The organism is Pedobacter hiemivivus (genome assembly GCF_005144565.1).
In the GTDB taxonomy this organism is placed as follows: domain Bacteria; phylum Bacteroidota; class Bacteroidia; order Sphingobacteriales; family Sphingobacteriaceae; genus Pedobacter; species Pedobacter hiemivivus.
The window spans coordinates 1-26,374 of record NZ_SWDX01000016.1 but is presented as its reverse complement, the minus strand read 5'-3'; the positions used below and the strand labels follow the sequence as shown (position 1 = coordinate 26,374).

The window sequence follows — 26,374 nt, the reverse complement described above, 5'->3', positions numbered from 1 at the left end:
TTCAATTCAAGCCCCAAATTTTGGTTTGAAAAAATCAGCAAAAGCGGGCAATTCCAATTTAAAATCAAATCTTAAATTTATTGCAACATTCTTTCTTTGACAATTGTCTAATAGCTGATGTTTGATGAAAGGGTAGCAATCCCTAAAATTCTTAATGGCGACCTCAGAGCCTTTGATCTATTGGTAAAACAATATGAAAGGCTAGTCTTTCACATTTGCTTTAAGCTGGTGAACAGTAATGACGATGCCCAGGATATTTGCCAGGAAGTATTCATCAAGGTTTTCAAAAGCCTTAAAGATTTCAGCTACCAGTCTAAGCTTTCTACCTGGATTGCACGAATCGCATATTCAACGGCACTAAATCACATCAAAAAAAATAAAAGAGACAGTTTCGATCAATACCCTGAGGATATTGAAAATTACCATTTCACGCTTACGGATCCCGAAAATGAACTGATAAAAAAAGATGTGAACAAATATGTTAATTACCTGATGGCTCAGCTACCGCACCAATATAGAATGGTACTAACCTTATTCCATCTGGAGGAATTTTCCTATCAGGAAATTGAACAAGTTACCTCATTACCAGAGGGGACAATTAAAAGCTACCTTTTCCGTGGTCGAAAACTACTAAAGGAAAGATTGGAAGATTACTTAAAAAATGAAGTATGATGAAAAAATATAGTGAAGAGGATATAGAAAAATTAGTATTCAATGCCCTTTCTACGCCCCCAGAAGAGGGATTGAGGATGGACTTTTCGGCAAAAGTCCGCAACAAGTTACAGCATCAGTTGCAACGCAAAAACAGGATCAGGTTTTATGGAGGCTGGGCATTTATCTTCATTTCGGCCATGGCCGTATTGTTCCTGGGTTTACTATTTCTAGACAAAGCCTATGGTACCCATATCACCAAGTCGATAACTGAGCATAAATGGATCTTCATCCTCACATTCCCATTACTTTTTCTGATCCAATATCTCGACCATATCACGATAAAAAAGAACCCGTTCAGGGAAACTAGTACTTCAGAAAATAAATAAACTGCAACTTTATTCAATTGGCAGTTGTCTAATTGCCATAAACAGATCAACACATGAAAAAAGAAATCATTTTTCTTACCCCTATAGCCATCTGTATTGTAGTGGCCATCGTCATCATCGCTCTTTATAACTATAGACTTAAAAAAAGAATCATAGATTCAGGTCCAATAGATGAGAACAGTTTGAAATTTCTAATGAGTCTTTCCGGTTTAGGTTCAGAAGTACTTAAATGGGGACTGATATTTTTATTTGGTGGAGCGGGGCTTATTCTGATAGAGTTCCTTCCCTACCCGGCCGATGAATCCAGCCTTCCATATGGCATAGTTCTGATTAGCATTGCAATGGGGTTTCTTACCTATTACCTCATCATGAAAAAACAGCAAAAATAAAAACTCGCTGAAAGCTTTTACAGCTCATTCTACCCACCATTTATTTCAACTCACATGCTTACGAAAAACATAATTTCCGTAATAGGGATTCTTATTGCCCTATTTTTTCTTCCTGCCATCAGCAGCGCGCAAGACGTTCAGAAAAAAGTAATACCAGCCACCAAATCTACAGATTCAGCCAAAACCCTTTCAACTGTGACCATATCGGCTAGTAAACCGCTGATTAAGCAAGAAATTGATCGGCTCAGCTATGACCTGCAAGCTGAGCCTGACAGCAAATCGAGCAGTATGCTGGAAATGATGAAAAAGATTCCTCTGCTCAGTGTAGATGCTGCAGACAACGTTGAGTTAAAAGGAAGTTCCAATTATAAAGTCCTGATCAATGGAAGGCCCTCAGCGATGATGGAAAGAAATCTAAAAGAGGTATTGCGTAGCATGCCCGCATCAACGATTCAAAAGGTTGAGGTGATTACAACTCCTCCCTCAAAATATGACTCGGAAGGATTAGTAGGCATCATTAACATCATTACAAACAAAAAACTATCTCCTGGATACAATGGAACTATTAACTTAAATGCTACAACCCCAACTGGTGGGCCTGGAGCAGGTGGCTCGCTTTCCGCGAAATTAGGCAAATTCGGTTTCACCGCATTTAGTGGTGGGGGTATCTACAATACACCGGTCACATCTGACTACAATACCCGAACCTCAACCAATATGGTCTTAAACCAAGATAATTCGAAAAAAAAAGATAGCCATAGTGGTTACTTCGGTACAGAGCTTAGCTATGAAATAGATAGTTTAAATCTACTCTCTGCGTCTTTAAACGTTAGTGGAAGCAAAGAAAGTGGTTATAATACACAACTAAGCGCTACGACTGGGCAATCCATGCAGCAGTACCTGCTTGATAATAAAAACATAGGCAATGGAAACGGCACAGATGCCTCGCTAAACTACCAATTGGGTTCTGTTAAAAATAAAAAACAATTGCTTACACTGTCCTACCGTTTTTATACCTATGGCTACCAGAGCGATGACAATATCAGTTTTTCTCAGCAAATCAATTTTGATTATGCAGATTATCAACAATACAATAAAGGAAATTCAACAGAACATACTGTACAGCTCGACTTTGTCACAGTCTTCAAAAAAATAGATATTGAAGCTGGAATTAAGAGCATATTTAGAAGCAACAGCAGTGATTTTCATTATTTAAGCTTCAATAACTCTTTGGTTAACTTCGAGATTGACCCGCAAAGAAGTAATAATTTTGATAACAATCAAAATGTATATGCAGCCTACAATACTTATCAGTTCCGTTTAAGCACCCTCAACATCAAAGCTGGATTTCGATTAGAATATACACAAATCCATGCTGATTTTATGAGCAATCAGACTAGTATTTCTCAAAAGCAACTGAACCTGTTGCCAGCAATTGCCATTAGTCACAAGTTAGGAACGGCTTCAGCAATCAACATGGGTTTCACACAACGCATTCAGCGCCCAGGAATTTATCAGCTTAATCCTTTTGTAAACAGATCAAATCCTAATGTAGAAACTAGTGGTAATCCGGCACTGCACCCAATTGTAGCCAATGGTGTTCAGCTCAGCTACAGTTTGCAAAAAAAGGCTTTTATTAATATTGGCCTTGATTACACGGTTTTTAATTCGCTTATCAATCAGGTTGCCACCTATGATCCTACAACCAATATCACTCGTATAGCTTATCAGAATACTGGCGCCGCCAAGCTACTAAGCTCCAACATCAGCATTAATTATCCAATCACAAAAAAATGGAATTTCTCCAGCAATTCAAAAATAATGTATGGCAAAATTGAGGGTACCGACGGAAAAGCACCCATCAGCACCAGTGGGTTAATGTATTCTGTAGGCCTCAATAGTAGTCTTAAGTTAGATAAAGGATGGCGCGCCAGTGCGAGTATGAACTACAAAAGTCGAAGCTTCACGCTTCAGCGGAAGACCAATTACCAGAGTAGTTCCTCATTTGGCCTATCAAAGGAGCTCATTACCAACAAGCTCAGCTGCTCCGCCACGTTCAACAACCCGTTTATGAAGTACCGATCGAATATAGTTCAATTAACTGGATCTGAATTTGAGCAAACCTCAACCGACATATCCTATTTTCGTTCTTACAAGGTAAGCCTGAATTACAGCTTTGGAAAGCTAAAAGACGCAGTAAAAAAAAGCACAAGATCAATTAAAAACGATGACGTTTCTAATTGATCTGTGCTAAAACTAAATTTGATTATAATGTAACAACTAGTCTCTAACTAAAGTTATAAACCCTTTCAGTTTCCCAAAACCGGACCCAAAATCAATCACATAATAATAGGTGCTCTCTGCCAGTTGTGAGCCATTATAACTTCCATCCCAACTATTGTCATAGCCTCTCTTACTGTAAACGAGTCTACCTGCTCTATCATATACTTTCACTTCATTATCAGGGTACAGGTCAATATTATAAATCAACCACTTATCATTAAATCCATCACCATTAGGTGTAAGTATATTCGTGACGTTCAGTTTCGCAAAATCAGACAATACCTTGATCGTAAAACTAAAGCTCTCAGTACAACCATTCGCATTCGTTGCTGTCACGGTGTAAGTGGTCGTTACCGAAGGTCGTATCGTTAATGTTGCAGCGTTACGCTCACTAGTAATTCCGTTGGCACTTGCCCAGCTGTAAGTAGTACCCCCAGTTGCAGTCAACTTTACAATTTCCCCTTTGCTCACTTCTATACCTTTATCACTGCTGATTGAGGGAGTTGGCAATGCATAGATCATTACATTGAATGTTCTGCTAAAGCTATCCGTTCCACTATTCCCTGTTCCACCATTATCTTTTACCGTTACCGTGATCGTCGCTACACCACTCGCACCTGATTTCAACTTATAAACTAAGCTTCCTGTAGTTCCGCTTCCGCTTACACTCAAGTCGTCAAATAAAGCTGCATTGTTACTCACTACAGTTAACGTAGTCGTCTGCCCAGTTTCAGGTCCAGCCGAAATACCGCTGAGCGCAATGTTCTGAGTCATTGTTGTCGTGCAGATCTCCTGACCAGCAATAGTTGCTAAAGTTGGAGCTTCATTCACATCGTCTATGCTGATGGTGAAAGTTTGCTCTAAGAACAAGCCATATTGTGTAGTGGTTCTTAACCTTACATTGTAGATTTTTTTAGTTTCAAAGTCGAAGCTTTGTGCGCTAAGAATCTGATTACCTGAAATACTGAAGCTTGCATTATCGGTACTGCCTGTTCCCGAAACCAAAGTATAAGTAAAGGTTGCAGCAGGATCATCAGAAGTACTGCTCAACGTTCCAGCCATAGTCCCTATGGGTCTATTCTCAAATAATTTTGCTGCTAATAACGTGACTGAGGTTGGCGTAGCCGGAGTAACCGTTAGCGTACCATTCCTAAAAGTGATCTCATAGTTATTGGATGTTGCACCAGACACCAATATCGGATAAGGCCCCGGAACAGATGCAGTTGTCGCTGTAGTAGACAAAGCAGCTTGAGTTAACAGGTTTGAATTGTCCTCTCCTGTAATGAAGCCTACATAACCAGCTGTCAATGCTGGGTTGGCTGCGCCCTGAGGTCTGCTTTTATCAACGCCGGTAATTGTTAAGGCCTTTTTATTAATACTTAAATTTATTGTTTTAGAAGCCGCAGCATTATAACTGGCATTTCCAGCCTGACTTGCTGTAATGATTGTTGCGCCAGCACCTACGATATGGATCATATTTCCAGACACAATAGTTGCAACAGCAGTGTTGCTACTGGTATAAGAAATTGTATTTGGAATATCTATCGTTGCACCTGCTGCAAAATCTACGTCGCCATAGGTTTTAGCGGGTAAAGCGTTAAAAGTAATAACTTGGTTCCCTTTATTCAAAGTAAGCGTGTATGTCTTCGAAACGGATAAATTACATCCGTTCTCTGTAGCAGTTACAGTAAAACTATAGGCTAAGGCCGGATCAGAAGTCGTGCCACTCAAAACACCTGTGGTACTAAGGGTAATCCCTGTTGGTAATGCACCTCCTGTTACTGCATAATTAAATGTACCTGAACCACCTGTTGCGACAAGGGTTTCGCTATAAGCTACACCCAGGGTAGCCTGAGCTAAAGTTGTAGTCGTAAACTCAGGAGTCGGATTCACCGTAATGTTAAATGTTGTTGGCGTTCCTGAATTCGTATCATTAGCCTGATAAGTGAAGGTAACCAAACCATTGCCCGATTGAACATCATTTGTTACCGTTGCTCCTGATACCCCTCCGATATACGAAGTTCCACCAGCACCACCGCCACCAGCGCCATTATCATTATATTGACAGGTTACTGTACCAACGCCAGCGCCACCGCCGCCGCCGCCACCTACAAAGCCGCCACCACCGCCGCCGCCGGCACCAGATCCTATTGCACCTTGAGTAAAAGTTGGTCCTTTGCCACCAACACCACCCGCACCTGTAGTACCTACACCACTAACTGCTCCAAAAAGACCACCACATCCATAACCCGTCGCACCACCAACAGAACCAGAAGCTCCTTGTCCACCGCCACCAGCACCAGAATTTGCGCCGTTGGTTCCATTTCCGCCATTACCACTCCCCCCATTGCCACCAAGCATAATCAAAGGTGCAACGCTAGCATAATTTCCACCGTTTCCACCACCACCACCGCCACCTGCAACAATAACGCGGTTTGCTAAATTAACACCACCTACTCTTACATCAGAAGCGCCACCACCGCCTCCTGCATTGAAGGAACCACCTCCGCCGTTATAGCCCCCAGTTGATGTAGCCCCAGCACCGCCAACATAAACATTTAAAACTTGTCCGGGTGTAACGGTTAAAGTGCCTTTCACATAACCGCCTTTTCCTCCAGTCCCGCCCGTAGAACTACCGCCACCATTTATTCCAGCCGCACCCTGAGCACCGTAAGTTTCAACGATAACAGAAGTTACACCTGGAGGCACAATCCAGCTTTGTACAGCACCTGTATAACTAAATGTTTGACTAGAAGAACTTCCGACATAGGTAATTGAAGGTGTAACTGTAACAGTTGCCACTACCGGTGTCCTGGTAACATTCGTTGCCGTAAAAGCAGAAATATTCCCCGTTCCGCTTGCTGCCAATCCTATCGAAGGACTGTTGTTTGTCCAATTCACTATAGTTCCTAACGGATAGCCTGAAAAAACAACAGGTGTTGTTGATCCAGTATTGCATATCACCTGATTGGGAACGGTATTACCTGTCAAAACAGGAAAATTAATAACCAAATTATATACAACGCTCGTCCCAATACAGTTGGTCACATCGGTTGCGGTAACAATAAGTGGAAAAGTTCCCACTACCATGGGTGTACCACTCAGCACACCTGTTGGTGATAATGTTAAACCTAAAGGCAAATCGCTTGTTGTAGCATAAGTTAAAGTACCTGTTGCACCCGTTGAAGTAAAGGTTTGACTAAACGGCGTACTCGCAGTTGCAGTTGTAATTACCGGGTTTACAACGGTAATCGGACAAAAAATCGTATGACCAGTTGAAAGTGCAAAGCTTTGTTGGCAAAACATGGTAAAAACAAAAAGCATGAAAACGTATGACATTTTCAGAGCAGAATAATTCATGAAGTATGGTTTAAAGGTTTGGTAAAATTTAAAGTCAAGCAATTCAGCTAACCATAACTCAAAGCTAAGTTTTTTTCCTAAAAACCAATAAAAAATAAATAAAATGAGAAGTTAGTAGCGGAAAATCCCCCTTAACTATTCCTAAGTGCTCTAAACATTATCGTTAGCGATAATTTCCAGTAATTGAGATTCATCCAAAACCTGGATTTTTCTGCCTGCTATAGTTAAAACTTTAAGTTTTGCAAACTCATTTAACACTTTAAACAAGGTTTCGTAAGTTGTTCCAGCAAATGAAGAGATATCCTGTCTGCTCATTTCGACATCAATAACACCATTTTTATCCAGGCCAAACTGGGCTCCAAGAGAAACAAAAGCTTGCGCAATACGTGCCTTCACTGACATGTGAGCTAAATTCCTCATACTTCTATGTGAATTTTGGAGTTCATTTGCAAAGAACTTCATCAGTTCATATGTGAGATTCGCATTTACCTTAAGGGTAGTGTCGAAAAAATCCATTTCCAGGAAACAAACTACTGAAGGCTGCAATGCCGTTGCTGAAACAGGATAAAAAAGCTTTTCGCCTAATCCCATATGCCCCACAATATCTCCGGAAGTTGCAAAACGAATGATCAGTTCCTTTTCCTTATCCCACCTTTTGTGAACTTTAAAGTTTCCCGTATACACGAAATAAATTCCGGTCACCGCATCTCCCTCAGTAAACAGCGACTCCCCTTTCTTTACTTCAAAATTCCGTTTCTTAACCGCAAGAGCAGGCAACCACTCCGGTAAACAAAGTTTACATAAGAAGCAACTTTTAAGATCACATAAATCACTGCATTCTTTCATGCTTCAAATATGCAACTTTTAAGACAATCTCCCAATTCTCAACACAAACAACAAACACAACAAACATTGTAAAAACAATACTTACTAACAATAATAAATCAAAATATAGATTTAAAATATATTATAAACAATAAAATATTTAAAAACACGAATAACAAAGCATACCTTTGCACCAGTTTTGAAATAAGAAACCGATACAGCTATAAATACAATTAAGTAAAAAATGAAAAAGCGTTTATTACAAATATCTTTGTTATCCATTTCGGTGGCTCTTTTAATCAGCATCATCGCCAAAGGGCTGGTTTTATTAATTAATCTGGTTACCAATATCTGCTTCTACGGGAACTTTGATTTCAGTTTTAACAGTCCTGCCAACAACCATCTTGGGCTATGGGTGATCATTCTTCCAGCATTGGGGGGAATTCTGGTCGGCCTAATGGCTTTATTTGGTTCCAAAGCGATCAGAGGTCATGGAATACCTGAGGCAATGGAACAAGTCCTCGTTAATCAAAGTAAAATCAAACCATCCATTGCTTTTTTAAAACCAATTTCATCTGCCATTGCAATTGGGTCTGGTGGACCTTTTGGTGCCGAAGGACCAATCATTGCTACAGGTGGTGCTTTAGGTTCCACTATTGGACAGTTGTTTAAAATTACCCCCAATGAACGTAAAATCATTCTTGCAGCGGGCGCAACAGCTGGGATGTCGGCCATATTCGGCACCCCTATCGCAGCTATTTTCCTGGCCATTGAATTGTTACTTTTTGAATTTTCCCCGAAGGCAATTTTACCTGTAGCGCTTGCCTGTATAACAGGGGCTGCAGGACATCAACTGCTTTTTGAATCCGGACCGGTATTTCCAATGCCTGAGTTACAGAGCCCATCAAATATGGCGCTTGGTATTTATAGTGCCCTCGGCATCATCATTGGTTTTATGTCCTTAGGGTTAACGAAAATTGTTTACTGGATTGAAGACACCTTTGAGAAACTACCTATTCATTGGATGTGGTGGCCAGCAATTGGCGGACTTGCAGTAGGCCTAATCGGCTATTTTGCACCACACACATTAGGGGTTGGCTACGATAACATCATCAACATGTTATCTGGGAAAGTTTCCCTTGCACTGATGCTGAGCTTATGTTTTTTTAAGTTCCTTTCCTGGGCGATTGCGCTTGGAAGTGGAACATCTGGTGGAACGCTGGCTCCATTGTTAACTATAGGTGGCGCTGCAGGAGCCATTCTGGGCAGTATTATCCTTTTATTCTTCCCAGCTTCAGAAATCAGTATCCCCATGGCCGCTCTTATTGGCATGTCTTCCATGTTTGCTGGCGCCTCTAGAGCCTATTTAACAAGCATCACCTTTGCATTAGAGGCTACCATGCAATCTCATGCCTTACTACCGCTATTAGGGGCATGTACCGCATCCTATCTGATCTCTTTCTTCTTTATGGAGAACACCATCATGACCGAAAAAATTGCCCGAAGGGGAATTTACACTCCGGACTCCTATGAACCGGATGTATTGAGGGGCATAACGGTTGCCCAGGTACTCGGTGAAGGGGGAAAAATTGCAGTTGAAAGGAAGACTATTAATGAACTCACACATAAGGACCTCCCGATATTAAAAGACAGTGACCGACTTTCTAAAGCTGTAGAATTGATGGCATCTACAGGGGAAGAATTTTTACCGGTTGTCTCATCCGGGGATTTAAATAAAGTGATTGGGATACTTAATTATAAAGATGTGCTCCATGCCTACAAATTATATCATAGAGAAAATCAGGAAGCAGGTGTTAACCTCTCGCTCAAGAGACAGCGTTTAAAAATCATGGTTAAAAGGCGTAAACTAATGGAATCATGATTTCCCGGGAAGTAGTAAAAAATTCAAATTAGACATGATAAAAAGTCAAAAAAATATTGGACTTTAGCGAACTATGTAGCTAAAAAAATAAAATATTAAACAACTAGATAAAATTCTAATAGAAGACAATATGAAAAATACATATCCAAACACCAATAAACTGCTGCTTTTTGCTGTAATGATCATCACTACGTACATATCATGCAGCTCAAGACTTAATTCCTCTAAAAACACTACACAAAACGATCCAGAAGTAAGTCTAGGTTGGAAGCTTGGCGCTCAAGCCTATACTTTTAACAGATTTAGTTTTACCCAGGCTTTGTCTAAAATAGACAGTTGTGGTTTGCATTTTGTAGAAGCCTACCCTTCACAAATTATCGGTGGAGGAATACAGGAAAAGATGGATTTCCGTATGTCCGAGACAAGTAAAACCTATCTACAAAAACTGCTTAAAGCAAAGGGTATCCGCTTGGTTTCCTACGGTGTAATCACGACAAAAGATAGCAATGATTGGGAAAAAATATTTGCATTTGCTAAGTCTATGGGTGTCGAGAATATCACCTGCGAACCACAGGACAAAGACATCCCCCTGGTTTCAAAACTATGTGATAAATATCAGATTAATGCGGCGATCCATAATCACCCAAACCCATCTATTTATTGGAAGCCAGATGTCGTATTAAATACCATTAAAGGTCAAAGTAAACGTTTAGGAGCCTGTGCTGACATCGGCCATTGGGTTCGTTCTGGCTTAGATCCTATTGCAGCCTTAAAACAATTAGAAGGCCATGTAATTCAATTACATTTTAAGGACCTTAATGAATTTGGGAATGTTAAAGCTCACGATGTCCACTGGGGCACGGGCGTAAGTAATGTTAAGGGAGTAATTGCCGAATTAAAACGTCAGCAGTTTAAAGGAGTAATCTCTGCAGAGTACGAGTACAATTGGGAAAACAATGTTCCTGATGTGACAGCAAGTGTAATCAACTTTAGAAAAATAGTACAAGAAAAATAAAGATTCCCAGACCTATTGTTTCAGAAATTTGGCATTGATATTTCCTTTACAAGGATCAATGCCAAATTTTCTATTTCTCTTTAATATTAGAAAGGAAGTTGGTATACATTGTTTCGTAACAAGGCTTCATAGCCTCTAATGAAGGATATGCGGATTCATAAATAAAAGCTCCGTCATAACCTGCGCCATACAAGGCCGAAAAAATAGCATTCCAATCATTCTTCCCCTTTCCTGAACACGGAAAGTAATGTCGTTCTGCTAATCCGTCGCCATCTGCTATATGGACAGACTTCAATCGATTTCCTAATGCGTTAATCAATTTTTCCGGGTTTTTAATATGGTTCATATCTACCGCAGCATAAATATTTTTTGGCAATCGTCCCATAATTTCTGTTACTTCATCTACAGAACGGCATAGTGGTCTTTCCTGCTGAGGGCTTTTCAATAATTGCGGGCCAAGCATATTTTCTACAACCATTTTAGCATTGATTTTTTCTACCTTCTTATTGAGTTCAAGTGCCGATTTTATAAGTTGAGCTATTCGCAATTCACGCTCATTTAATCCTAAATACCAACTGGGGTGGAACAAAATAATCTGCGGTTTTAGTACAGCAGCATATTTAATAATTTTTTCATGTGTGCTTAAAGTACGCTTTCTTGCAACGTCGTCAGCAACAGAAATATCTTCATCTTTTCCATATGGCATATGTAATGACCATATTTTTATGCCTGCTTCATCTGCAATAAGTTTTACCTCGTCTATTTTCTTTTTAAGATCCTCGTCACTCAGAATAAATGCTCTGGTTTGCTTATCCAGCAAAGCATTCCAACCGCCTATTTCGATATAATCTATTCCCGCTTTTTTTGCATTTTGCAGTTCTTCTTTATTAATTTTATTGAGCCCGATTGAGTAGCCCAGCTTTAATGGTTTGTAAGCAGTTTTTTGTTGTGCCACAGCGCCAAAAAAACACAAAGACAAAACCCATAATAGAAACTTCTTTTTTAATTCCATTTTAATTACAATAATTTATGTGTGAGGATTTATTTAATAATAATCACGGTTTCCACCATGCGCTGCCCGTAATGATCAAACTTTTTATTGTCTGTAGGATAATTTACAATACCATTGTATGGCTGCCCTTTTACCCACATCATAGTAGAGCCTCCGCCATCTATGTTCATTGCTGATTTAGGGTTGAAATAGCGTCGCAAAAATTCTGTAAGTTCTTTCGCAGACATACCTTTTGCTATTTTATTTCTACCATCAACGGTGATTAACAATAAATAACCTTCTTTAGTTACAGCAATGGCAGTCCTTGGATGTCTCACTCCCTGATGCCTCAGGTAGTGCTCATAGTGCAGTTTGTTGACCTTGCTCCCCATACCTGTCGTATCGGCAAACTTCAAACCTACCGGATTGAAATTGTCTATCAGCATCGGTGCGCCGGTCATAATATTAGCAGACTTTACAGTTCCAAAATTCTCTGGAGAAAACCTGATCTCAAAAGCATTCCCTTCATCATTAAAAGTAAACATGCCTTGATGTTTCCACCAATAAATACTGGTTTTTGGAATTTTTACCTGTTGGAGATCCTTACCTTTCAATCTTAGATGCATATAATCTGCGGAATCTTTCTTTTCTAAAAAATACGTTGCATTAATTCCGGCAATAGCCCCAGGAATTCTCCCTGCAAAAACAGATAAAGAGTCTTTTTCCTTTTTGTAATCAAAAATCAGCTGACCTTTTGCTTTTGGATTAAAACAGATGACATTAACATTTTGATCTGCAAACTGCTTATCTGTTGCAGAAGAGAATTTATACCAGATTACATCATTTCTAAGTGTGTCAATTGTCCAACCCGTTTCATCTAATAGAATTTCATCAATAGGGTTATTATTTGTTAAAAGCTTCTTCCCCGAACATCCGGCAACAAAACAGATTAATATCACCCAAAGCCAATGTTTTTTCATTTTCATAATTACAATCTTATTATTTTTTAACACATATTGCCCATCCATTTGCAACCTGTCTTGGAGTCCCATCAGATGGTCTATTTTTTACTATAATCTTATCTGTATTGACAACAAAAGTGGAGGAACCTCCACCATCTATATTAATCGCCTCTTTTACATCCAAGGCTTTCATTAAGGATCCCATTTCTGCATAGCTTAGGCCATTTGAATAATTTTCTTCTCTTCCATCAGCAACGAGCATATAAACAATGTTATCTGAGGTATATCCGATGCCTGTACGAGGCTCAATGGTTGCATCAGTTTGTTTAATTTCCTGTCCCCCGGTTACCAGTATTTGTCTACCGCCTAGCGCGTGTAATATGCTTGCAGAATACTGAGCATATAAAGACGATCCCGAAATCAATGGATAACCATTTTTATCGATGGCAAAAAAAGCCCAGCCAGTCAAAATAACTGGCCGTATAGCTTCTCCGTTAATATAAACCAAACCTCTAGGTTCCCCGGTAACACTGTCAAAGAAATCCCCATTTGTTGCACCTAATATTTGATAGCCTTCAAAGACATTTTTTTCCATCATTACCGGAACGCTCTGTCTTCCATAACTTTTGCCACCATTGGGCATTAGGGGCTTAATGGCTATATTTTTGTTTTTCAGATTTACTTCAAACAAAAAAATAGCCATTTGCTGATTCTTATTATTTGTATATTTTAAATTGATTTCTCTCACACCATCAGCCAGACTATTCACGGTGTAAGCATTTATCGTTTTAATAAGGGCAGTTTTTTCTTTTAAACTTTTAGCAACATCTATTTCTTTTTTTAGTCCCTGATCCGTTTTGTTTTCAGGGTTTTCGACACCTTCTTTAGTTTTACAGGCAATAAAAAAATGACAGAACAAAAGGAGTATCGCGATGTTGATTTTCATCATAACAAGAATTTATTTAGAAACGGGTGTCATCTTGATAATTCTATTGTTGGACATATCTGCAATAAAAATATTGCCGTTAATGTCTATATCAATGTCTGTAGGATTGTTAAAGCTAGAGGTACCTACCCCACCCAAAGTATTGCCGGTACTTCCTATACCTCCAATAGTGATTACTTGATTGGTAGTCTTAACAAGTCTGATAGAGTGACTTCCGAGATCAGCAACATAAATATTGTTCTGCTTATCTACATTGATACCAAATGGTCCATTAAATGTTGCCTTTAAAGCTTCCCCATCTACACTGCCAACGATCCCCGTTCCAGCTATCGTTGTAGTTTTACCTGTATGCCTGTCAATTTTTCTAATCCGATGATTAAACCTGTCGGCCACCAGGAGATATCCCTCGTTGTCTATACAAATTCCAGAAGGCTTGTTAAACTTTACATTAGGCCAGGAACCATCCGAAAAACCTGCCGTACCATCGCCGGCTAAGGTTGTTGTCGATCCATCCAAATCTATTTTCCTAATCGCATGGTTATTATTATCTACTACATATAATATTCCCTCATCATCAACAACCATATCTATCGGATTATTAAACCTTGCATTTGCGCTGGCTCCATCTAAAAACCCAATAGGTCCGGCTACCGGCGTCGAAGGACCCGAAAAAAGTGTCACATTTTGTGTAGCTACATCTATTTTTCTAATTCTATTTCCGGTTAAATCTGCGATATATATGATAGTTCCGGTTTTGTTAACGGCTAATCTGTAAGGATTATTAAACCTTGCAACTGCACCTATTCCATTTACATATCCTGCGGTGCCACTTCCAGCTATTAATGAAACCACTCCATTAGAGATCCTCTTGATTCTCTGGTTTGTCCTATCAGCTACCAACAAATCACCATTTATATCAAAAGCAATTCCTTCAGGATTATTAAAAGAGGCGTCTGTTATTGGCCCCAACACGTTCCCCGAAACACCTTTCCCAGTATAAACAGAGGTTATATAGTCTGTAATATCACTTGTATCATCATCTATTAGATAAGAAAATATTGGTCCTTTGCTGGTTCTGTCTTTCACTGTAATGGTAATTAAACCTGTACCCCCATCTTCCGGCACCTGTACTGTAAGTAATGTATCCGTTGCGCTTAAAACCTTTGCCGCTACCCCAGAAAACTTTACAATGTTTTCGATAGGTATGGCAGAGAAACGTTTCCCTTTTATAGTGACGGTTGCATTTGCAGCAGCAGACGTAGGTATGAGACTTTGGATCACTGGATTAATGCCTTCTGATGGTATAGACGGCCCATCTTTCTTATTACATGCAGTCAGAAGTAATATTGCTGCAAAAAATAGGTTAAATAATGCTTTCATAATCTTTGATGATTAAATATTTTGATAAACTGTAAAATCGTCGATATTAAGTCTTCCGTTTTCTATTAAAGGATAATCCGATAATCCTAAACCATGTTTATTAATCCTAAATCTTACCTTTCCAACGATGTTTAGTATGAATGTTGCTGATTTAGGGCTTATTTTGGCATCTTTTACAACCTGGCCTGACTGTAGCCATGTTGCGCCTCCATCTTGCGAATACTCTAAGCTCCATGTGGATGAAAGGTCATTTTCATATGTCCCATACACTAAAGTAACTTTTGAAGCTCCACTCATTAAGTCAAAGCCCATTTCCAACACCGCCGATTCACTAAGGTTCCCTTGCAATCTAATAGCCTGTTTTCCTAAAGGATTAAATTTGTCCTTATTTATTTCATTGCCAATAACACCTTGATAGATTTTCCAGTTTCCGGTTTTAAAAGTTACGGTATTGTTAATTAAAGGCATATCGTAAACCGCCTTATTAGCAGCCGGTACGTTTTCAAAATTTTCGGGGAAATTGGTATACGCTACACCGCTTATATTTGACAGGTCATTTGTATTCCTCATTTTCACTAAATTATCAGCCACAGTATAATTGTCCTTGCTTGGATGATAATAAGTGGCGATCCCCGTTAAGCTTGCATTTAAAGGCAGCAGGAGATCAGAAAAGCTAGCTTCTGCACTAGTAGATAATATGATCTTTCCGCCAGTGTTGTCATTCAGATCTTTACTCCCTTCAAATGTTTCATTAACATGCGCTTCTGCGAAACCTACGTTGTTAATTTTAACCAGCGTACTTTCGTAATTAAAGAAATCACCATAGAGCTGACTTAATGTTACTACTCTTGTTGTTATCATATTACCAGAGGAGATCTTTGTCACTTTAGAAAAATCCAGTCCCTTAATAATAAGCGAACCATTTTTTCGCGTTAAAACCGTATTGTTAATTTCTACCTTAACCGAATCTCCTAATTTAAAGCTGTCACTATTATTATCAAAACGGACAATAATTCCCGCTATACGCCCTTTATAAAAGTTTTGTATAACCAATTCGTTTTTCGCAAAGTTTCCATTGTCCACATCTGAAATAACCACGCCGGCGATCTGCGTAGCTCCCATTAATTTCTCTTTTACCAAAGAAACATCGTCACCATTATGCAACTTCTTGATATAGTTTACATCTATAATAGAGCTAATGGTACCTGTTGCTTCATTTTCATTTTTCTTACATGAACCTAGCCCCAGTAAGGCCATCATTCCGATTAGGAAAGCGTTGTTTATCTTTTTCATGTTAAATATCATTATCTGTTCCACCAAACTTTAGTTTTTAAATCATCGCCACCCATATTGGCAACCGCCTGTTGGTAGTTTGTCCTATTCAGGGTTTGAACATTTACCGGATATTTTAAACGGGTCGGCATCATACCGTCATTTTGCAATCCGTTACCTTTTGGAAGAATAGGGAAACCTGTTCTTCTATATTCTATCCAGGATTGAAAATCTGTAAAAAACAAGGTGTAATATTTTTGGACTGAAATAAGCTGTATTTGTTCTATGATGTTGTATGAAGTGCTCCATCTGGCAGTTGATCCCGTCAGATAATCATCTGGCACAGTAAATCCCCACATCGTAATTGCAGCATTTACTCCGGCTTCGTAATAAGATTGTGCTGTATTGAGAGATATAAAACCTCTGGCGGCGCACTCGGCCAAAATAAATTGTAATTCCCCATAATTAATAATATTACCCAACAGCGGTTCTTTTTGTAAGTCGGCAGGGTATTGTGATATAGGGTCCTGACCCTGACCAACCGCATATCCACTTTTAATACCCGTGTAGGCATTATCTTTCTTAGTGGCCCATTTCGCGAGCCTCGGGTCGTTCCAGCTGTTCAAATTATTGATAAAAAATTCGGCTAATCCATTGTTGACACTAAAATCCAGCGTACGATATTCTGCAAATTCCGATAGATATGGTGCTGTAGCCTGAAATTTTAAAATTGCGGAGTCGTTATTACTTGCAAATATTGGATAATTCGATTTATTACTTTCTACTATTTCTTTAATCTTATCCACTGCCCCCAGCTCCCCTGTTCCAGAAACTCTCAACAGCAGCCTCAAATACAAACTGTTTCCAAACTTTCTCCATTTAGCTACATCTCCGTTATAAATAGGATCTAAAGACGCTTCAGAAGTCCCAATTGTTGCCGTTTTTAACAACTCATTGGCTTCTTCCAGTTTTCTGAACAAGTCTTCATAAATGTCTTTTTGTCTGTCGAATCGTGGTTGAAGGATTTTGTCTGTACGACCTTTATTTGCATCGAAATACGGCACATCTCCATAAACATCTGTAATCAGAGAACTTACCCAACTATCCAATATCAAAGATATTCCCATAAAAGCGTTGCTATTTACAGCCTTTCCACCTTCATACATATCCTTGATATTTGTTAGTTGCAAATACCAGTTATTCCACATATAATCAGATTCTAAGGGCCTGATTACATATCTGTGAATTTCATCACCATCTGATGTGGTTACATGTACCTGCATTAGTTCATGTGTCAACCGCAGACATCTGTTCAAGTTATTTTTGATAACCGTGTGGACTGCAGGCCCTAATAAAGTCTCGGGAGCAGTAAACTTAGCCCCGTCTTTACTGGTATTTAGTTCGCTGAAGTTTTTGGTACAGGATACCAGACTTCCTGTAATTAATAAAGCTATTATAATTTTTCTCATGAGTAATCTCTTCTTAAAAATTGAATGTCACGTTTACACCAAAATTTCTTGTTGACGGGAATTGTGCGACCTCAAAGCCCCTTTGAATATCACTGTTAGCCAGTGTTCCAAACTCCGGATCGTAGGCTGGCCAATCGCTCCATACAAATAAATCTCTCCCATAAATTCCTACCACGGCCCGCTGTAGGTTTAATTTCTTAACCAATTTAGCAGGCAGTGTATAATCTAACCGAGCTTCGCGAAGTTTTATAAAATCCGTACTGAATGTATTCGCCTCTACGTTGTCGCCCTTAAAGTGTTCCGTATAATAAGTTCCTATTTGCTGCGCAATTACATCGTTTGGACGGTATGTACCATCAGGATTTAACTGTACACCATCACCAATAATACCAGTGTATCTTCCTGGCAAACTATTGGTAAGCTTACCGGCTACAGATGCAGCAGAGTGCGTATGAGAATAAGCTACAGCGCCATATTGCCCGTCAACCAGGACTTTAAATCTCCATTGCTTATACCTAAAGTTATTGCTAATGCCCCAGTTAAAATCGGGAGTTGCCCTACCTACATATATGATTTCTTCAGTAAGTTTTGGATAGCCTTGTGAGTTGTAAACAATCTGCCCGTCTGGCGAACGTAAGTATCCCAGGCCATATAAGTCGCCCATACTCCCCCCAACTCTGGCTTCCATGGTTCCGCGTGGGCCGCTTTGCATCAAATAAGTAGGTACACCATCTGCTAATTCTACAATGGTGTTTCTATTCGCAGCAAAAGTAGCTGTAACATCCCAGTTTAATCCTTTTACGGACTTCAAAGGAACACCGCTTAACTGAAGTTCTACGCCTTTATTCTTAATTGAACCAGAATTCATTATAGAATAATTATAGCCTGTTGCCCTGTCTACAGGCACTTTTAATATCTGATCTTTAATATTACTGCTGTAATAGGTTGCATCTAAGTTTAACCTACTCTTGAACATGCGGATATCGGCACCAAACTCTATTGTGGTTGATAGCTCAGGCTTTAAATTATCGTTAGCAATAAAGACCGGATTTGCCATACCTGCAGAATAGGCATCTTTTGAAACGTAATCATATCCTGTAAGATATGGTGTGATACCACCGCCACCAACTTGTGACCAGGATGCTCTTAATTTCAAATAAGAAAAGGCTTTTGGTAAGGTGAACATTTCTGAGATTATGCCACTCGCATTTACTGAAGGATAAAAAAAGCTTACATTATCAACTGATGTTTCTGTTGCTAGTGTAGAAGCCCAGTCATTACGCCCCGTAATATCCATAAAAAAGAAACCCTTGTAACTAAATTGTGCCAGCCCATACAAACTGTTTACTGCATATTCCTGAGTTCTAGAGGATGCCTCAACTTTATCCAGCCTGTTCGCAAACGTGTAGATCCCCGGGTATCTTAACCTGTCTGCGCTTAAAGAAACCAGTTTATATTTGTTCAACATTGTCGACCCGCCCAAGGAATAAGACGCTTCAAAATCTTTAGTAACCTTATGATTATATTTTAACAGGAAGTCGTTGTTTAACTCTCTAAAATCGATATCCTGCGTTCTAAACATCCCCTCTGGAAACCTGGCACTATCTTTTGGTTTTTGTTGAGCCCGAGCTTCTCCAGACCAATCAATGGAGCTTCTCACCATTAAACTCAGGTTTTTAGTAAAATCATAACTGGCACTGATCGTTCCGATCATTTGATTTCTGTCAGACTTATTCAGCATCTCGTAAACTTGCAGATAAGGATTATCTAAGCCATTGCTAAACATCCTGATCTGCTTTAAGCCTTCGCTACCGGGAATCCAATATTGCTTATACCAGTTGACATCGGCATTAGGAAGCATCGCTATCATAGAGTACATAACTGTCTGGTTATTATAACCTGTAGAGGGCAGATTATCACTAGATTTGTTGTTGTAACTCAATTTTGTTGAGATATTAAGCTTATCACTCACTTTTTGTGATACGTTTAATCCCAAGGTATTTCTGTTATAACCTGTATTCGGAACAATCCACTCGTTTTTCAGATTGGTATAACTTAAACGGGCAGTTGTACGTGCATTCCCCCCACTTACCGAGATACTATTGGTATAGGTTTTAGCTACCTGGAAATAATCTTTTCTATTATCTTTATATGGAACCCATGGAGTTCTCTCGGCTCCTCTGGCAAAATTTGTGGGATCTATCTGGTAATATTCCTGACCATCAAATTTGGGTCCCCAAGCGGCTCCGGTATTTTTGGTATTCGCACCGTCTTCTGTAGCTCCATAAGAATAATAAGCATCATCACCGATGGCTCCCTGCCCATATTCATATTGAAAATCGGGCCATCTGTTAATTGTCCCAAAAGTAGTATTGGAATTAATAGAAATACCTAATCCCTGTTGCGTTGGCTTTCCTGCTTTGGTTGTTATGATAATAGCACCATTAGAACCTCTGGAACCATAAAGTGCCGCAGCACCAGGGCCTTTCAAAACAGAAACACTTTCTATATCGTCCGGATTCAAATCACCTATGCCATTTCCATAATCTATTGGATTCTCCGCTCCAAGATAGGCCCCGTTTGGTTCCGTTATTTTGGAACTTACTACCACCCCATCAACAACAATTAAGGCAGAATTATCACCACCCAAAGAACTTTCTCCTCTTAAAATAATCTTATTAGATCCGGCAGGGCCACCGCCAGACTTAATCATATTTAAACCAGCAACCTTTCCGGTTAGGGCGTCTGTCCAGTTATTAGAAACCGCATCCATTAACTCCTCTCCTTTCACCTGTGTAACCGCATATCCTAAAGATTTTTCAGTTCTTTTTATACCCAAGGCAGTTACAACAACTTCAGTTAAAGCTTTAACATCTTCGATTAATACGACATTGATAGTTGTTTGCAGGCCAATTGTGACTTCTTTTGTCTGAAAACCGATCATACTAAAAACCAACACCGCTTTCGCGTCAACATTCTTAATATTGTATTCTCCGTTAACATTGGTGATCACTGCAATGTTGGTATTTTTAATTTTCACGGAAACACCCGGCATCGGAAGCCCATTACGATCTTTTACCTGACCTCTAACTTGTACAACAGGTTGTTGGGGTACCGTTTCCTCGCTTTTATTTAAGGGTACGATGATGACCGTTTTATTTTCGATGGAATATCCGAAAGGCTGGTTTTCAAAGCATTTTTTCAGTACTTCATTCAAGGGCCGATTTCTGACATCAATACTTACAGGGCTTCCTGTTTTCAGCATCTGGTATTTATAGACAAAATCGTAACCGCTTTGCTTTTTGATTTCTTTAAAGACAGTAATCAATGAAACGTTCTTTTTTGACATCGTAATGTTCTGGGCTTTTGATGCCTGGGACACTTGAAGAAAAACAACAATGAGAGCTATAAGAGTAAGGTTTATACGCATAAGCCACTTTTTGAAATTTGGATTTATTAGCATTTTCAGTACTAGACCAACCGAAGGTAATACGCTCGTATTATTCCGTCTGAGTCCAGTTAAGTTGCTTGTAACAGTAAGCAACAGATTTTGTAAACGTTTGTACATATTTTTGTCTTTGAATAATTTGCATAATTTGTTTTCCAATTAAGTTTCCAATTACAATTAATAACTCGCTGTATGTATTTATAGCGAGTCTGCGACGCATTCCTACCAAATAAATTTGGTTTAATACGCAGTGCAGTATACATTTGCTTGGATTTGTTAGTTGGTACTATTGTTCGACGCAATTTTATAATAATTAGGAAATCAGATCGGGGACACGCCAATGTTCCCGATTCTTCATTTATCTGTAGCTGGTATTTTACTTTGTCACTAAAATCCTCCTTCCTGTCAGCTCAAAGTGAACACCTTGTGTCATTTCTAATACCTTTAATACCTCGTTAATATTCTTTGTTCTGGAGATGGATCCGCCAAACTCAACATCAGCAATTGAGCCCTGATAAACGACTTCTACATTATACCATCTGCAAACCTGCCTCATTATAGTTTTAAGAGGAACTCCTTCGAAAGTAAAATCCCCATTTTTCCATGCCATAGCTTGGTCTATATCGGCGGTTGATACTTTAATATCGTTATCGCGGGTCAGCAAGGCCTGTTGGCCGGGTTTAAGCATTTTAACATTACTGCGGTTACTTACGCTAACACTTCCTTCTAATAAAGTAGTCCTCGCCTCTGGTTCATCATTATAGGTATTCATGTTGAAATGCGTCCCTAATACCTCGACAGTTTGTCCAGCAGAAACAACTATAAATGGTTTTTCTTTATTATGAGCGACCTCGAAATAGCCTTCACCCCTAAGCTCGACCTTCCGTTCTCTTCCACTAAATTCTATAGGGTAACGTAATGACGAAGCAGCGTTAAGCCATACATTCGTACCATCAGGAAGACTTACCTGATATTGGCCACCAAGCGGTGTTTCTATGGTATTATAAGCTCCCAGTTTACCTTGCGTGACAGAGATTGTTTTGCTGATATTGTAAATCACACTGCCATTACTTGCTTTAGTAATTCTAATACCGGCCTGCTCGGCCAGCTCACCATTATCAGCATCTTCTAAATTAATTTTCCTACCATCGGCCAATGTTAAAGTAGCTTTGTTCCCGCCAGGTTTAATCGTATGGACAGCAACCTGAGTCTGATTTGTTATTTGTTTGTGCTGTACATTGTATGAATAGAAGGCAATGCCTGCCGCAATAATAATGACAGCAGCGGCAGCAACTCGTGGAAGTAAGGATATTTTTTTAACCTTAATATTACGCTTTAGCGCTATTCCCTTCCATATTTCGTCCTTCGCAGCTTGATAATTAGGTTGAGCGAGCGTATCCTCGTTAATTAAACTTTCATTTAAGTACCAGCTTTCAACCAATATCTTTTCCTCAGGTGTACAGGTACCTAGGTTGTATTTTTTTATAAGCTCTTTTGCATTGTTATCTTCCATAATCGCTTTGCCACTAAAGGGCTATTATGGTTAAGACAGTTTGCTCCGGCAGATGTAGCAGAAAAAAATAAAATATTTTTAAAAAGATTTATATAATCACCGCCGACCACCCTAAGTGGTGATGGCATTTAGAAATTAATCAGATATAATATAGCTGATAATAAAGAAATTAAAGTCCCTAGCTTGAGACGCAGGATTTTAATGGCATTACTTATTTGTTTTTTAACGGTATTGTCAGATAGTTCTAAGTCTGCTGCGATTACTTTATAGCTCATATTTTCTTTGCGACTCATTTCGAAAATCTTACGCATCTTTCTAGGCAATAAGGAAATTTCATGTTCAATTCTTGCTGAAAGCTGGCGTTCTCTTAATAAATGATCGGTCACATTTTCACCATGGCTTATAAATTCCGTTAAAGATGAGAGATAGTTCGATCGTACTTTCTCCTTATCATACATATTCAATATTCTATTTCTTACCGTAGAATACAAATAAGATGACAGCGAGAAATTAAACTGTATTTCAGTTGCTTTATCCCATAATGAAACAAAGACATCCTGTACGATATCTTTTGCAAGGTCATCGTCTTTAGTCATTCGCCTGGCATGTCGGAAAAGTAATGCCCAATACCGGTTATAAATTTCGGCAAAAGCATCTCCGTCCTCCTGTGCTAAAAAGCTTGAAAGTTCCTGATCGCTACAAGTCTTATATAAGGGCATTCAAAATCAATTATACCTAATTCAACACAATATCTATATATATCCTTAATTAATTATAATAAAGCTATATTTTTTATATGATTTAACCAAAAGCAGTCATCAACACATTTAGAAGGCATTATTATTCATACAAATGCATAAACGCAGTTTGTGAATCCAGTATAAGCCATCCGATTTAGAATACTTTAACTAGCCTTTAAAGGCACAAAAATACCATTACTTAACCCAGCTCAGATTAACATACAATCAAGTTATCATTAAGTTACAGTGTTTAGATAGCTAATCAGAAACTCAGCAAACACTATTAACTATTAATTAAAAGCCATGCCAGTGCCCTGACCTAAGACAAATAGCCAGCTCAAAGGTACATCATAGGTACCTCAGCCCTACATGGAAGGTGTCGACACCTATCAGGTACCTATGATGTACCTAGAAGGTACCTGTAATGTACTTGTTTGCTATAGGCCCTGACCGAACCATTTCCGGAGCCTTACAGAAGCTAAATCTTACAGACTAAAATAAATATAAATACCTAACAATAAAATACTTACAACAAATCAATGATATATAAATCGTGGAAAAGAATGAGCTTATCGCAAAATGGCGCTTTACGATGTAATATGATGTTTTCGGCCTTTTATTTTCCAATTCCACATGACTTTTTACAAAAAAACACATACAATAAATTAACAAAAGAACTATATAAAATAATAAGGCCAATAAAAACAATATTAAATTACATATTATAGATATTATTATTCCAATAAGTAAGTATTTCAATTGTATTTAAGAAATAAAATAGCAAAAAAGAATATACTTGCGGATGACGCGAGATTCATCGCAGAAAAAACGATGTATAAAAAAAAGCAGCCTTTTCAGGCTACTTTCAAAACTTGGTATTCTATGTTGGCTCCCTACCTTATTACGGTAATAAAGCCTTTTTTAGACGTCTTTCCTAAAATCCCAAAATCGATTACGTAGTAATAGGTACCTTCTTGCAATTGTGCGCCATTTAATGTAGCGTCCCAATTGTTTTTGTAGCCTTTTATTTTAAAAACTGGTCTTCCTACACGATCCACGATGGTTACCACATTATTAGGGTACATATCGATATTATAAACTACCCAAACATCGTTCATTCCATCTCCATTTGGACTTAAAATATTTGTAGCTGTTATTAGTTGTAAATCGGCTGTAACCTTGATTTCGATAGTTTGGGTAATACTTCGTCCATACTGGTTGGTACCTGTCACCGTATAAACTGTATTTGCAGATGGTCGTACCGTAAGTGAAGCTGCATTTTGATCTGAGATAACCCCATTGGCCGTAGCCCATTGATAGATTAATGCTCCCCTGGCAGTTAAGACCGTAGTTTCGCCCAGGCTGATCGTTGTACCTTTACTGCTGCTGATGGCAATTTCAAAGGCGGAGTTATCATTGATCTTTAATGTCTGCGTTACAGCCAAGGCAGTTGCATAATTGGTATTTCCTGCTTGGCTAGCCGTAATGTTTACGGTACCTGGCTTCAAGATTTCTACCTGATTACCATTGATAATTCTGGCCACTGTTGGATCATGGCTCGAATAGCTAATCGTTAGTCCTGCACTAGAGCTTGCCGTTAAACTGAATATAACATCAGTTGATAATTTATCGGCCAATGTTCCAAATGTAATGATTTGGCTATTTGGTGCTACTGTTAAAGTTCCTTGAACAAAGTTGATATTGTAGTTGCTGGCAGTGGCTCCACTGACATCAATGGTGTAAATACCTGGTGAAGATGAAATGGTTGCAGTCGTATTGAGCACTACCGAATTACTCATTACTGCGGCCGTTTCTGAACCAACAAACCCACTATAACTCGCTGTTAAAATGGGATTAGCATCACTAAAGATTTTGCTCTTATTGTCCGCCGTGATGGTTAACTGTTTTTTGTTGATCACGAAATTGCCCGAAACAAAGTTTAACAGATAATTATTACTCAATGCTAAAGTGTTTTTATTGATGACATAACTGGCTACGTTTTCGCCTGTGGCACGACTTAATGCTCCATTAAAGGAATCGCCAATAATTAAATCCGGGCTAAAAGTATAGGTCAATGCCGGATCTGTTTCGCCATAGACTCTATTCTTCGCAACTGCAACTACAGTAATTGTTTGCTTGCCGATGGTTAAATCAGCACCAGTGTAATTCAAGGTATAATTTGAATTTAATGCCAATGTACCCTGTCCAATCGCATAATTACCAATATTCTCACCCAAAGCTCTATTAATATATCCAGTAAACGAATCACCGGTAACCAATGCAGGAGTAAATGTATAGGTCAATGCCGGATCTGCTTGGCCATAGGTTTTGTTCTTCGCAACAGCAACTACAGCAATTGTTTGCTTGCCGATAGTCAAATCAGCACCAGTATAATTCAAGGTATAATTCGAATTTAGTGCCAATGTACCCTGCCCAATCGCATAATTACCAATGTTCTCACCCAAAGCTCTACTGATATCTCCAGTAAACGAATCACCGGTAGCCAGTACAGGAGTAAATGTATACGTAAATACTGGATCAGCATCCCCATAAATTTTGTTCTTTGCAACAGCACCTACAGCAATTGTTTTCTTATCGATACTCAGACTTGATCCTGTGTAGGTCAATACATAGTTATTGTTCAGGGCCAAACTTCCCTGACTAATCGGGTAATTGCCAATGCTCTCACCCAAAGCTCTGCTGATATCACCAGTAAATGAATCACCAGTAACTAGTACAGGAGTAAATGTGTAAGTCAATGAAGGATCAACATCACCATAGGTTTTGTTCTTCGCGACAGCAACAACAGCGATTGTTTGCTTGCCGATACTTAGGTTTGCACCAGTGTAGGTTAAGCTA

The 26,374-nt window shown here is 39.0% G+C and carries 18 protein-coding genes; 6 read left to right on the top strand and 12 right to left on the bottom strand.

Going from position 1 to position 26,374, the window contains the following annotated elements:
• The first annotated feature begins 117 nt into the window (after nucleotides 1–117).
• The 4 genes from FBD94_RS24750 to FBD94_RS24735 are packed head-to-tail and all read left to right on the top strand — an operon-like array spanning nucleotide 118 to nucleotide 3,673.
• Entirely contained in the window at nucleotides 118–672 is a 555-nt protein-coding gene (locus tag FBD94_RS24750; protein ID WP_136882209.1) for an RNA polymerase sigma factor, read from the top strand.
• The gene (locus FBD94_RS24745; protein WP_136882208.1) at nucleotides 669–1,040 is read left to right on the top strand and encodes a hypothetical protein; all 372 of its coding nucleotides are present in this window, start codon (nucleotides 669–671) and stop codon (nucleotides 1,038–1,040) included. The genes FBD94_RS24750 and FBD94_RS24745 overlap by 4 nt, the downstream gene beginning before the upstream one ends.
• A gap of 53 nt (nucleotides 1,041–1,093) precedes the next feature.
• Nucleotides 1,094–1,429, top strand: coding sequence for a hypothetical protein (locus tag FBD94_RS24740; RefSeq protein ID WP_136882207.1), 336 nt, complete (start codon nucleotides 1,094–1,096; stop codon nucleotides 1,427–1,429).
• A gap of 54 nt (nucleotides 1,430–1,483) precedes the next feature.
• Nucleotides 1,484–3,673, top strand: a complete 2,190-nt coding sequence (locus FBD94_RS24735) for an outer membrane beta-barrel family protein (RefSeq protein ID WP_136882206.1) — start codon at nucleotides 1,484–1,486, stop codon at nucleotides 3,671–3,673.
• 36 nt (nucleotides 3,674–3,709) lie between these two features.
• Here FBD94_RS24735 and FBD94_RS24730 read toward each other — a convergent pair whose 3' ends face one another.
• Together FBD94_RS24730 and FBD94_RS24725 are read right to left on the bottom strand one after the other, a co-directional pair.
• Complete coding sequence (locus FBD94_RS24730) at nucleotides 3,710–7,072, bottom strand: T9SS type B sorting domain-containing protein (protein ID WP_136882205.1); 3,363 nt, start codon at nucleotides 7,070–7,072, stop codon at nucleotides 3,710–3,712.
• Nucleotides 7,073–7,222: 150 nt separating this feature from the next.
• Entirely contained in the window at nucleotides 7,223–7,918 is a 696-nt protein-coding gene (locus tag FBD94_RS24725) for a Crp/Fnr family transcriptional regulator (protein ID WP_136882204.1), read from the bottom strand.
• Between the two features lie 223 nt (nucleotides 7,919–8,141).
• On the opposite strand from FBD94_RS24725, the gene FBD94_RS24720 reads away from it, so the two are divergent.
• Nucleotides 8,142–9,779 carry a chloride channel protein gene (locus FBD94_RS24720; protein ID WP_136882203.1) on the top strand — a complete coding sequence of 546 codons (1,638 nt, stop codon included), beginning with the start codon at nucleotides 8,142–8,144 and terminating at the stop codon, nucleotides 9,777–9,779.
• A gap of 130 nt (nucleotides 9,780–9,909) precedes the next feature.
• Nucleotides 9,910–10,794 (top strand): sugar phosphate isomerase/epimerase family protein, encoded by an 885-nt coding sequence (locus tag FBD94_RS24715; protein WP_136882202.1) that lies wholly within the window; start codon nucleotides 9,910–9,912, stop codon nucleotides 10,792–10,794.
• Between the two features lie 70 nt (nucleotides 10,795–10,864).
• Here FBD94_RS24715 and FBD94_RS24710 read toward each other — a convergent pair whose 3' ends face one another.
• From FBD94_RS24710 to FBD94_RS24665, 10 genes are all read right to left on the bottom strand, one after another.
• Nucleotides 10,865–11,806 carry a sugar phosphate isomerase/epimerase family protein gene (locus tag FBD94_RS24710; protein WP_136882201.1) on the bottom strand — a complete coding sequence of 314 codons (942 nt, stop codon included), beginning with the start codon at nucleotides 11,804–11,806 and terminating at the stop codon, nucleotides 10,865–10,867.
• A gap of 29 nt (nucleotides 11,807–11,835) precedes the next feature.
• Nucleotides 11,836–12,771 carry a phosphodiester glycosidase family protein gene (locus tag FBD94_RS24705; RefSeq protein WP_169472404.1) on the bottom strand — a complete coding sequence of 312 codons (936 nt, stop codon included), beginning with the start codon at nucleotides 12,769–12,771 and terminating at the stop codon, nucleotides 11,836–11,838.
• Nucleotides 12,772–12,784: 13 nt separating this feature from the next.
• Nucleotides 12,785–13,696 (bottom strand): phosphodiester glycosidase family protein, encoded by a 912-nt coding sequence (locus FBD94_RS24700; protein WP_136882199.1) that lies wholly within the window; start codon nucleotides 13,694–13,696, stop codon nucleotides 12,785–12,787.
• A 9-nt stretch (nucleotides 13,697–13,705) separates the two neighbouring features.
• Nucleotides 13,706–15,073 (bottom strand): IPT/TIG domain-containing protein, encoded by a 1,368-nt coding sequence (locus FBD94_RS24695; RefSeq protein ID WP_136882198.1) that lies wholly within the window; start codon nucleotides 15,071–15,073, stop codon nucleotides 13,706–13,708.
• A 12-nt stretch (nucleotides 15,074–15,085) separates the two neighbouring features.
• Nucleotides 15,086–16,366 carry a DUF5689 domain-containing protein gene (locus FBD94_RS24690; RefSeq protein ID WP_136882197.1) on the bottom strand — a complete coding sequence of 427 codons (1,281 nt, stop codon included), beginning with the start codon at nucleotides 16,364–16,366 and terminating at the stop codon, nucleotides 15,086–15,088.
• Nucleotides 16,367–16,377: 11 nt separating this feature from the next.
• Nucleotides 16,378–17,814, bottom strand: coding sequence for a SusD/RagB family nutrient-binding outer membrane lipoprotein (locus FBD94_RS24685; RefSeq protein ID WP_131610803.1), 1,437 nt, complete (start codon nucleotides 17,812–17,814; stop codon nucleotides 16,378–16,380).
• Nucleotides 17,815–17,827: 13 nt separating this feature from the next.
• On the bottom strand, nucleotides 17,828–21,163 hold the full coding sequence (locus tag FBD94_RS24680) for a SusC/RagA family TonB-linked outer membrane protein (RefSeq protein ID WP_235884646.1): 3,336 nt from the start codon (nucleotides 21,161–21,163) through the stop codon (nucleotides 17,828–17,830).
• A 475-nt stretch (nucleotides 21,164–21,638) separates the two neighbouring features.
• A complete protein-coding gene (locus FBD94_RS24675) occupies nucleotides 21,639–22,775 on the bottom strand; it encodes a FecR family protein (protein WP_136882196.1) in 1,137 nt (378 codons plus the stop codon).
• Between the two features lie 128 nt (nucleotides 22,776–22,903).
• Nucleotides 22,904–23,494: an RNA polymerase sigma factor gene (locus FBD94_RS24670; RefSeq protein WP_136882195.1), complete on the bottom strand. Its 591-nt coding sequence runs from the start codon at nucleotides 23,492–23,494 to the stop codon at nucleotides 22,904–22,906.
• 914 nt (nucleotides 23,495–24,408) lie between these two features.
• Nucleotides 24,409–26,374: MBG domain-containing protein (locus FBD94_RS24665; RefSeq protein WP_136882194.1), on the bottom strand; the 1,966-nt coding region annotated here is incomplete at its 5' end.

What these genes read in the sequence shown, in the direction of transcription:
- FBD94_RS24715 (WP_136882202.1), top strand. Translation starts at nt 9,910, where the DNA reads ATGAAAAATACATATCCAAACACCAATAAACTGCTGCTTTTTGCTGTA.
- FBD94_RS24725 (WP_136882204.1), bottom strand. Translation starts at nt 7,918, where the DNA reads ATGAAAGAATGCAGTGATTTATGTGATCTTAAAAGTTGCTTCTTATGT.
- FBD94_RS24695 (WP_136882198.1), bottom strand. Translation starts at nt 15,073, where the DNA reads ATGAAAGCATTATTTAACCTATTTTTTGCAGCAATATTACTTCTGACT.
- FBD94_RS24735 (WP_136882206.1), top strand. Translation starts at nt 1,484, where the DNA reads ATGCTTACGAAAAACATAATTTCCGTAATAGGGATTCTTATTGCCCTA.
- FBD94_RS24750 (WP_136882209.1), top strand. Translation starts at nt 118, where the DNA reads ATGTTTGATGAAAGGGTAGCAATCCCTAAAATTCTTAATGGCGACCTC.
- FBD94_RS24720 (WP_136882203.1), top strand. Translation starts at nt 8,142, where the DNA reads ATGAAAAAGCGTTTATTACAAATATCTTTGTTATCCATTTCGGTGGCT.
- FBD94_RS24710 (WP_136882201.1), bottom strand. Translation starts at nt 11,806, where the DNA reads ATGGAATTAAAAAAGAAGTTTCTATTATGGGTTTTGTCTTTGTGTTTT.
- FBD94_RS24700 (WP_136882199.1), bottom strand. Translation starts at nt 13,696, where the DNA reads ATGATGAAAATCAACATCGCGATACTCCTTTTGTTCTGTCATTTTTTT.
- FBD94_RS24730 (WP_136882205.1), bottom strand. Translation starts at nt 7,072, where the DNA reads ATGAATTATTCTGCTCTGAAAATGTCATACGTTTTCATGCTTTTTGTT.
- FBD94_RS24690 (WP_136882197.1), bottom strand. Translation starts at nt 16,366, where the DNA reads ATGAAAAAGATAAACAACGCTTTCCTAATCGGAATGATGGCCTTACTG.
- FBD94_RS24680 (WP_235884646.1), bottom strand. Translation starts at nt 21,163, where the DNA reads ATGTCAAAAAAGAACGTTTCATTGATTACTGTCTTTAAAGAAATCAAA.
- FBD94_RS24675 (WP_136882196.1), bottom strand. Translation starts at nt 22,775, where the DNA reads ATGGAAGATAACAATGCAAAAGAGCTTATAAAAAAATACAACCTAGGT.
- FBD94_RS24705 (WP_169472404.1), bottom strand. Translation starts at nt 12,771, where the DNA reads ATGAAAATGAAAAAACATTGGCTTTGGGTGATATTAATCTGTTTTGTT.
- FBD94_RS24685 (WP_131610803.1), bottom strand. Translation starts at nt 17,814, where the DNA reads ATGAGAAAAATTATAATAGCTTTATTAATTACAGGAAGTCTGGTATCC.
- FBD94_RS24740 (WP_136882207.1), top strand. Translation starts at nt 1,094, where the DNA reads ATGAAAAAAGAAATCATTTTTCTTACCCCTATAGCCATCTGTATTGTA.
- FBD94_RS24670 (WP_136882195.1), bottom strand. Translation starts at nt 23,494, where the DNA reads ATGCCCTTATATAAGACTTGTAGCGATCAGGAACTTTCAAGCTTTTTA.
- FBD94_RS24745 (WP_136882208.1), top strand. Translation starts at nt 669, where the DNA reads ATGATGAAAAAATATAGTGAAGAGGATATAGAAAAATTAGTATTCAAT.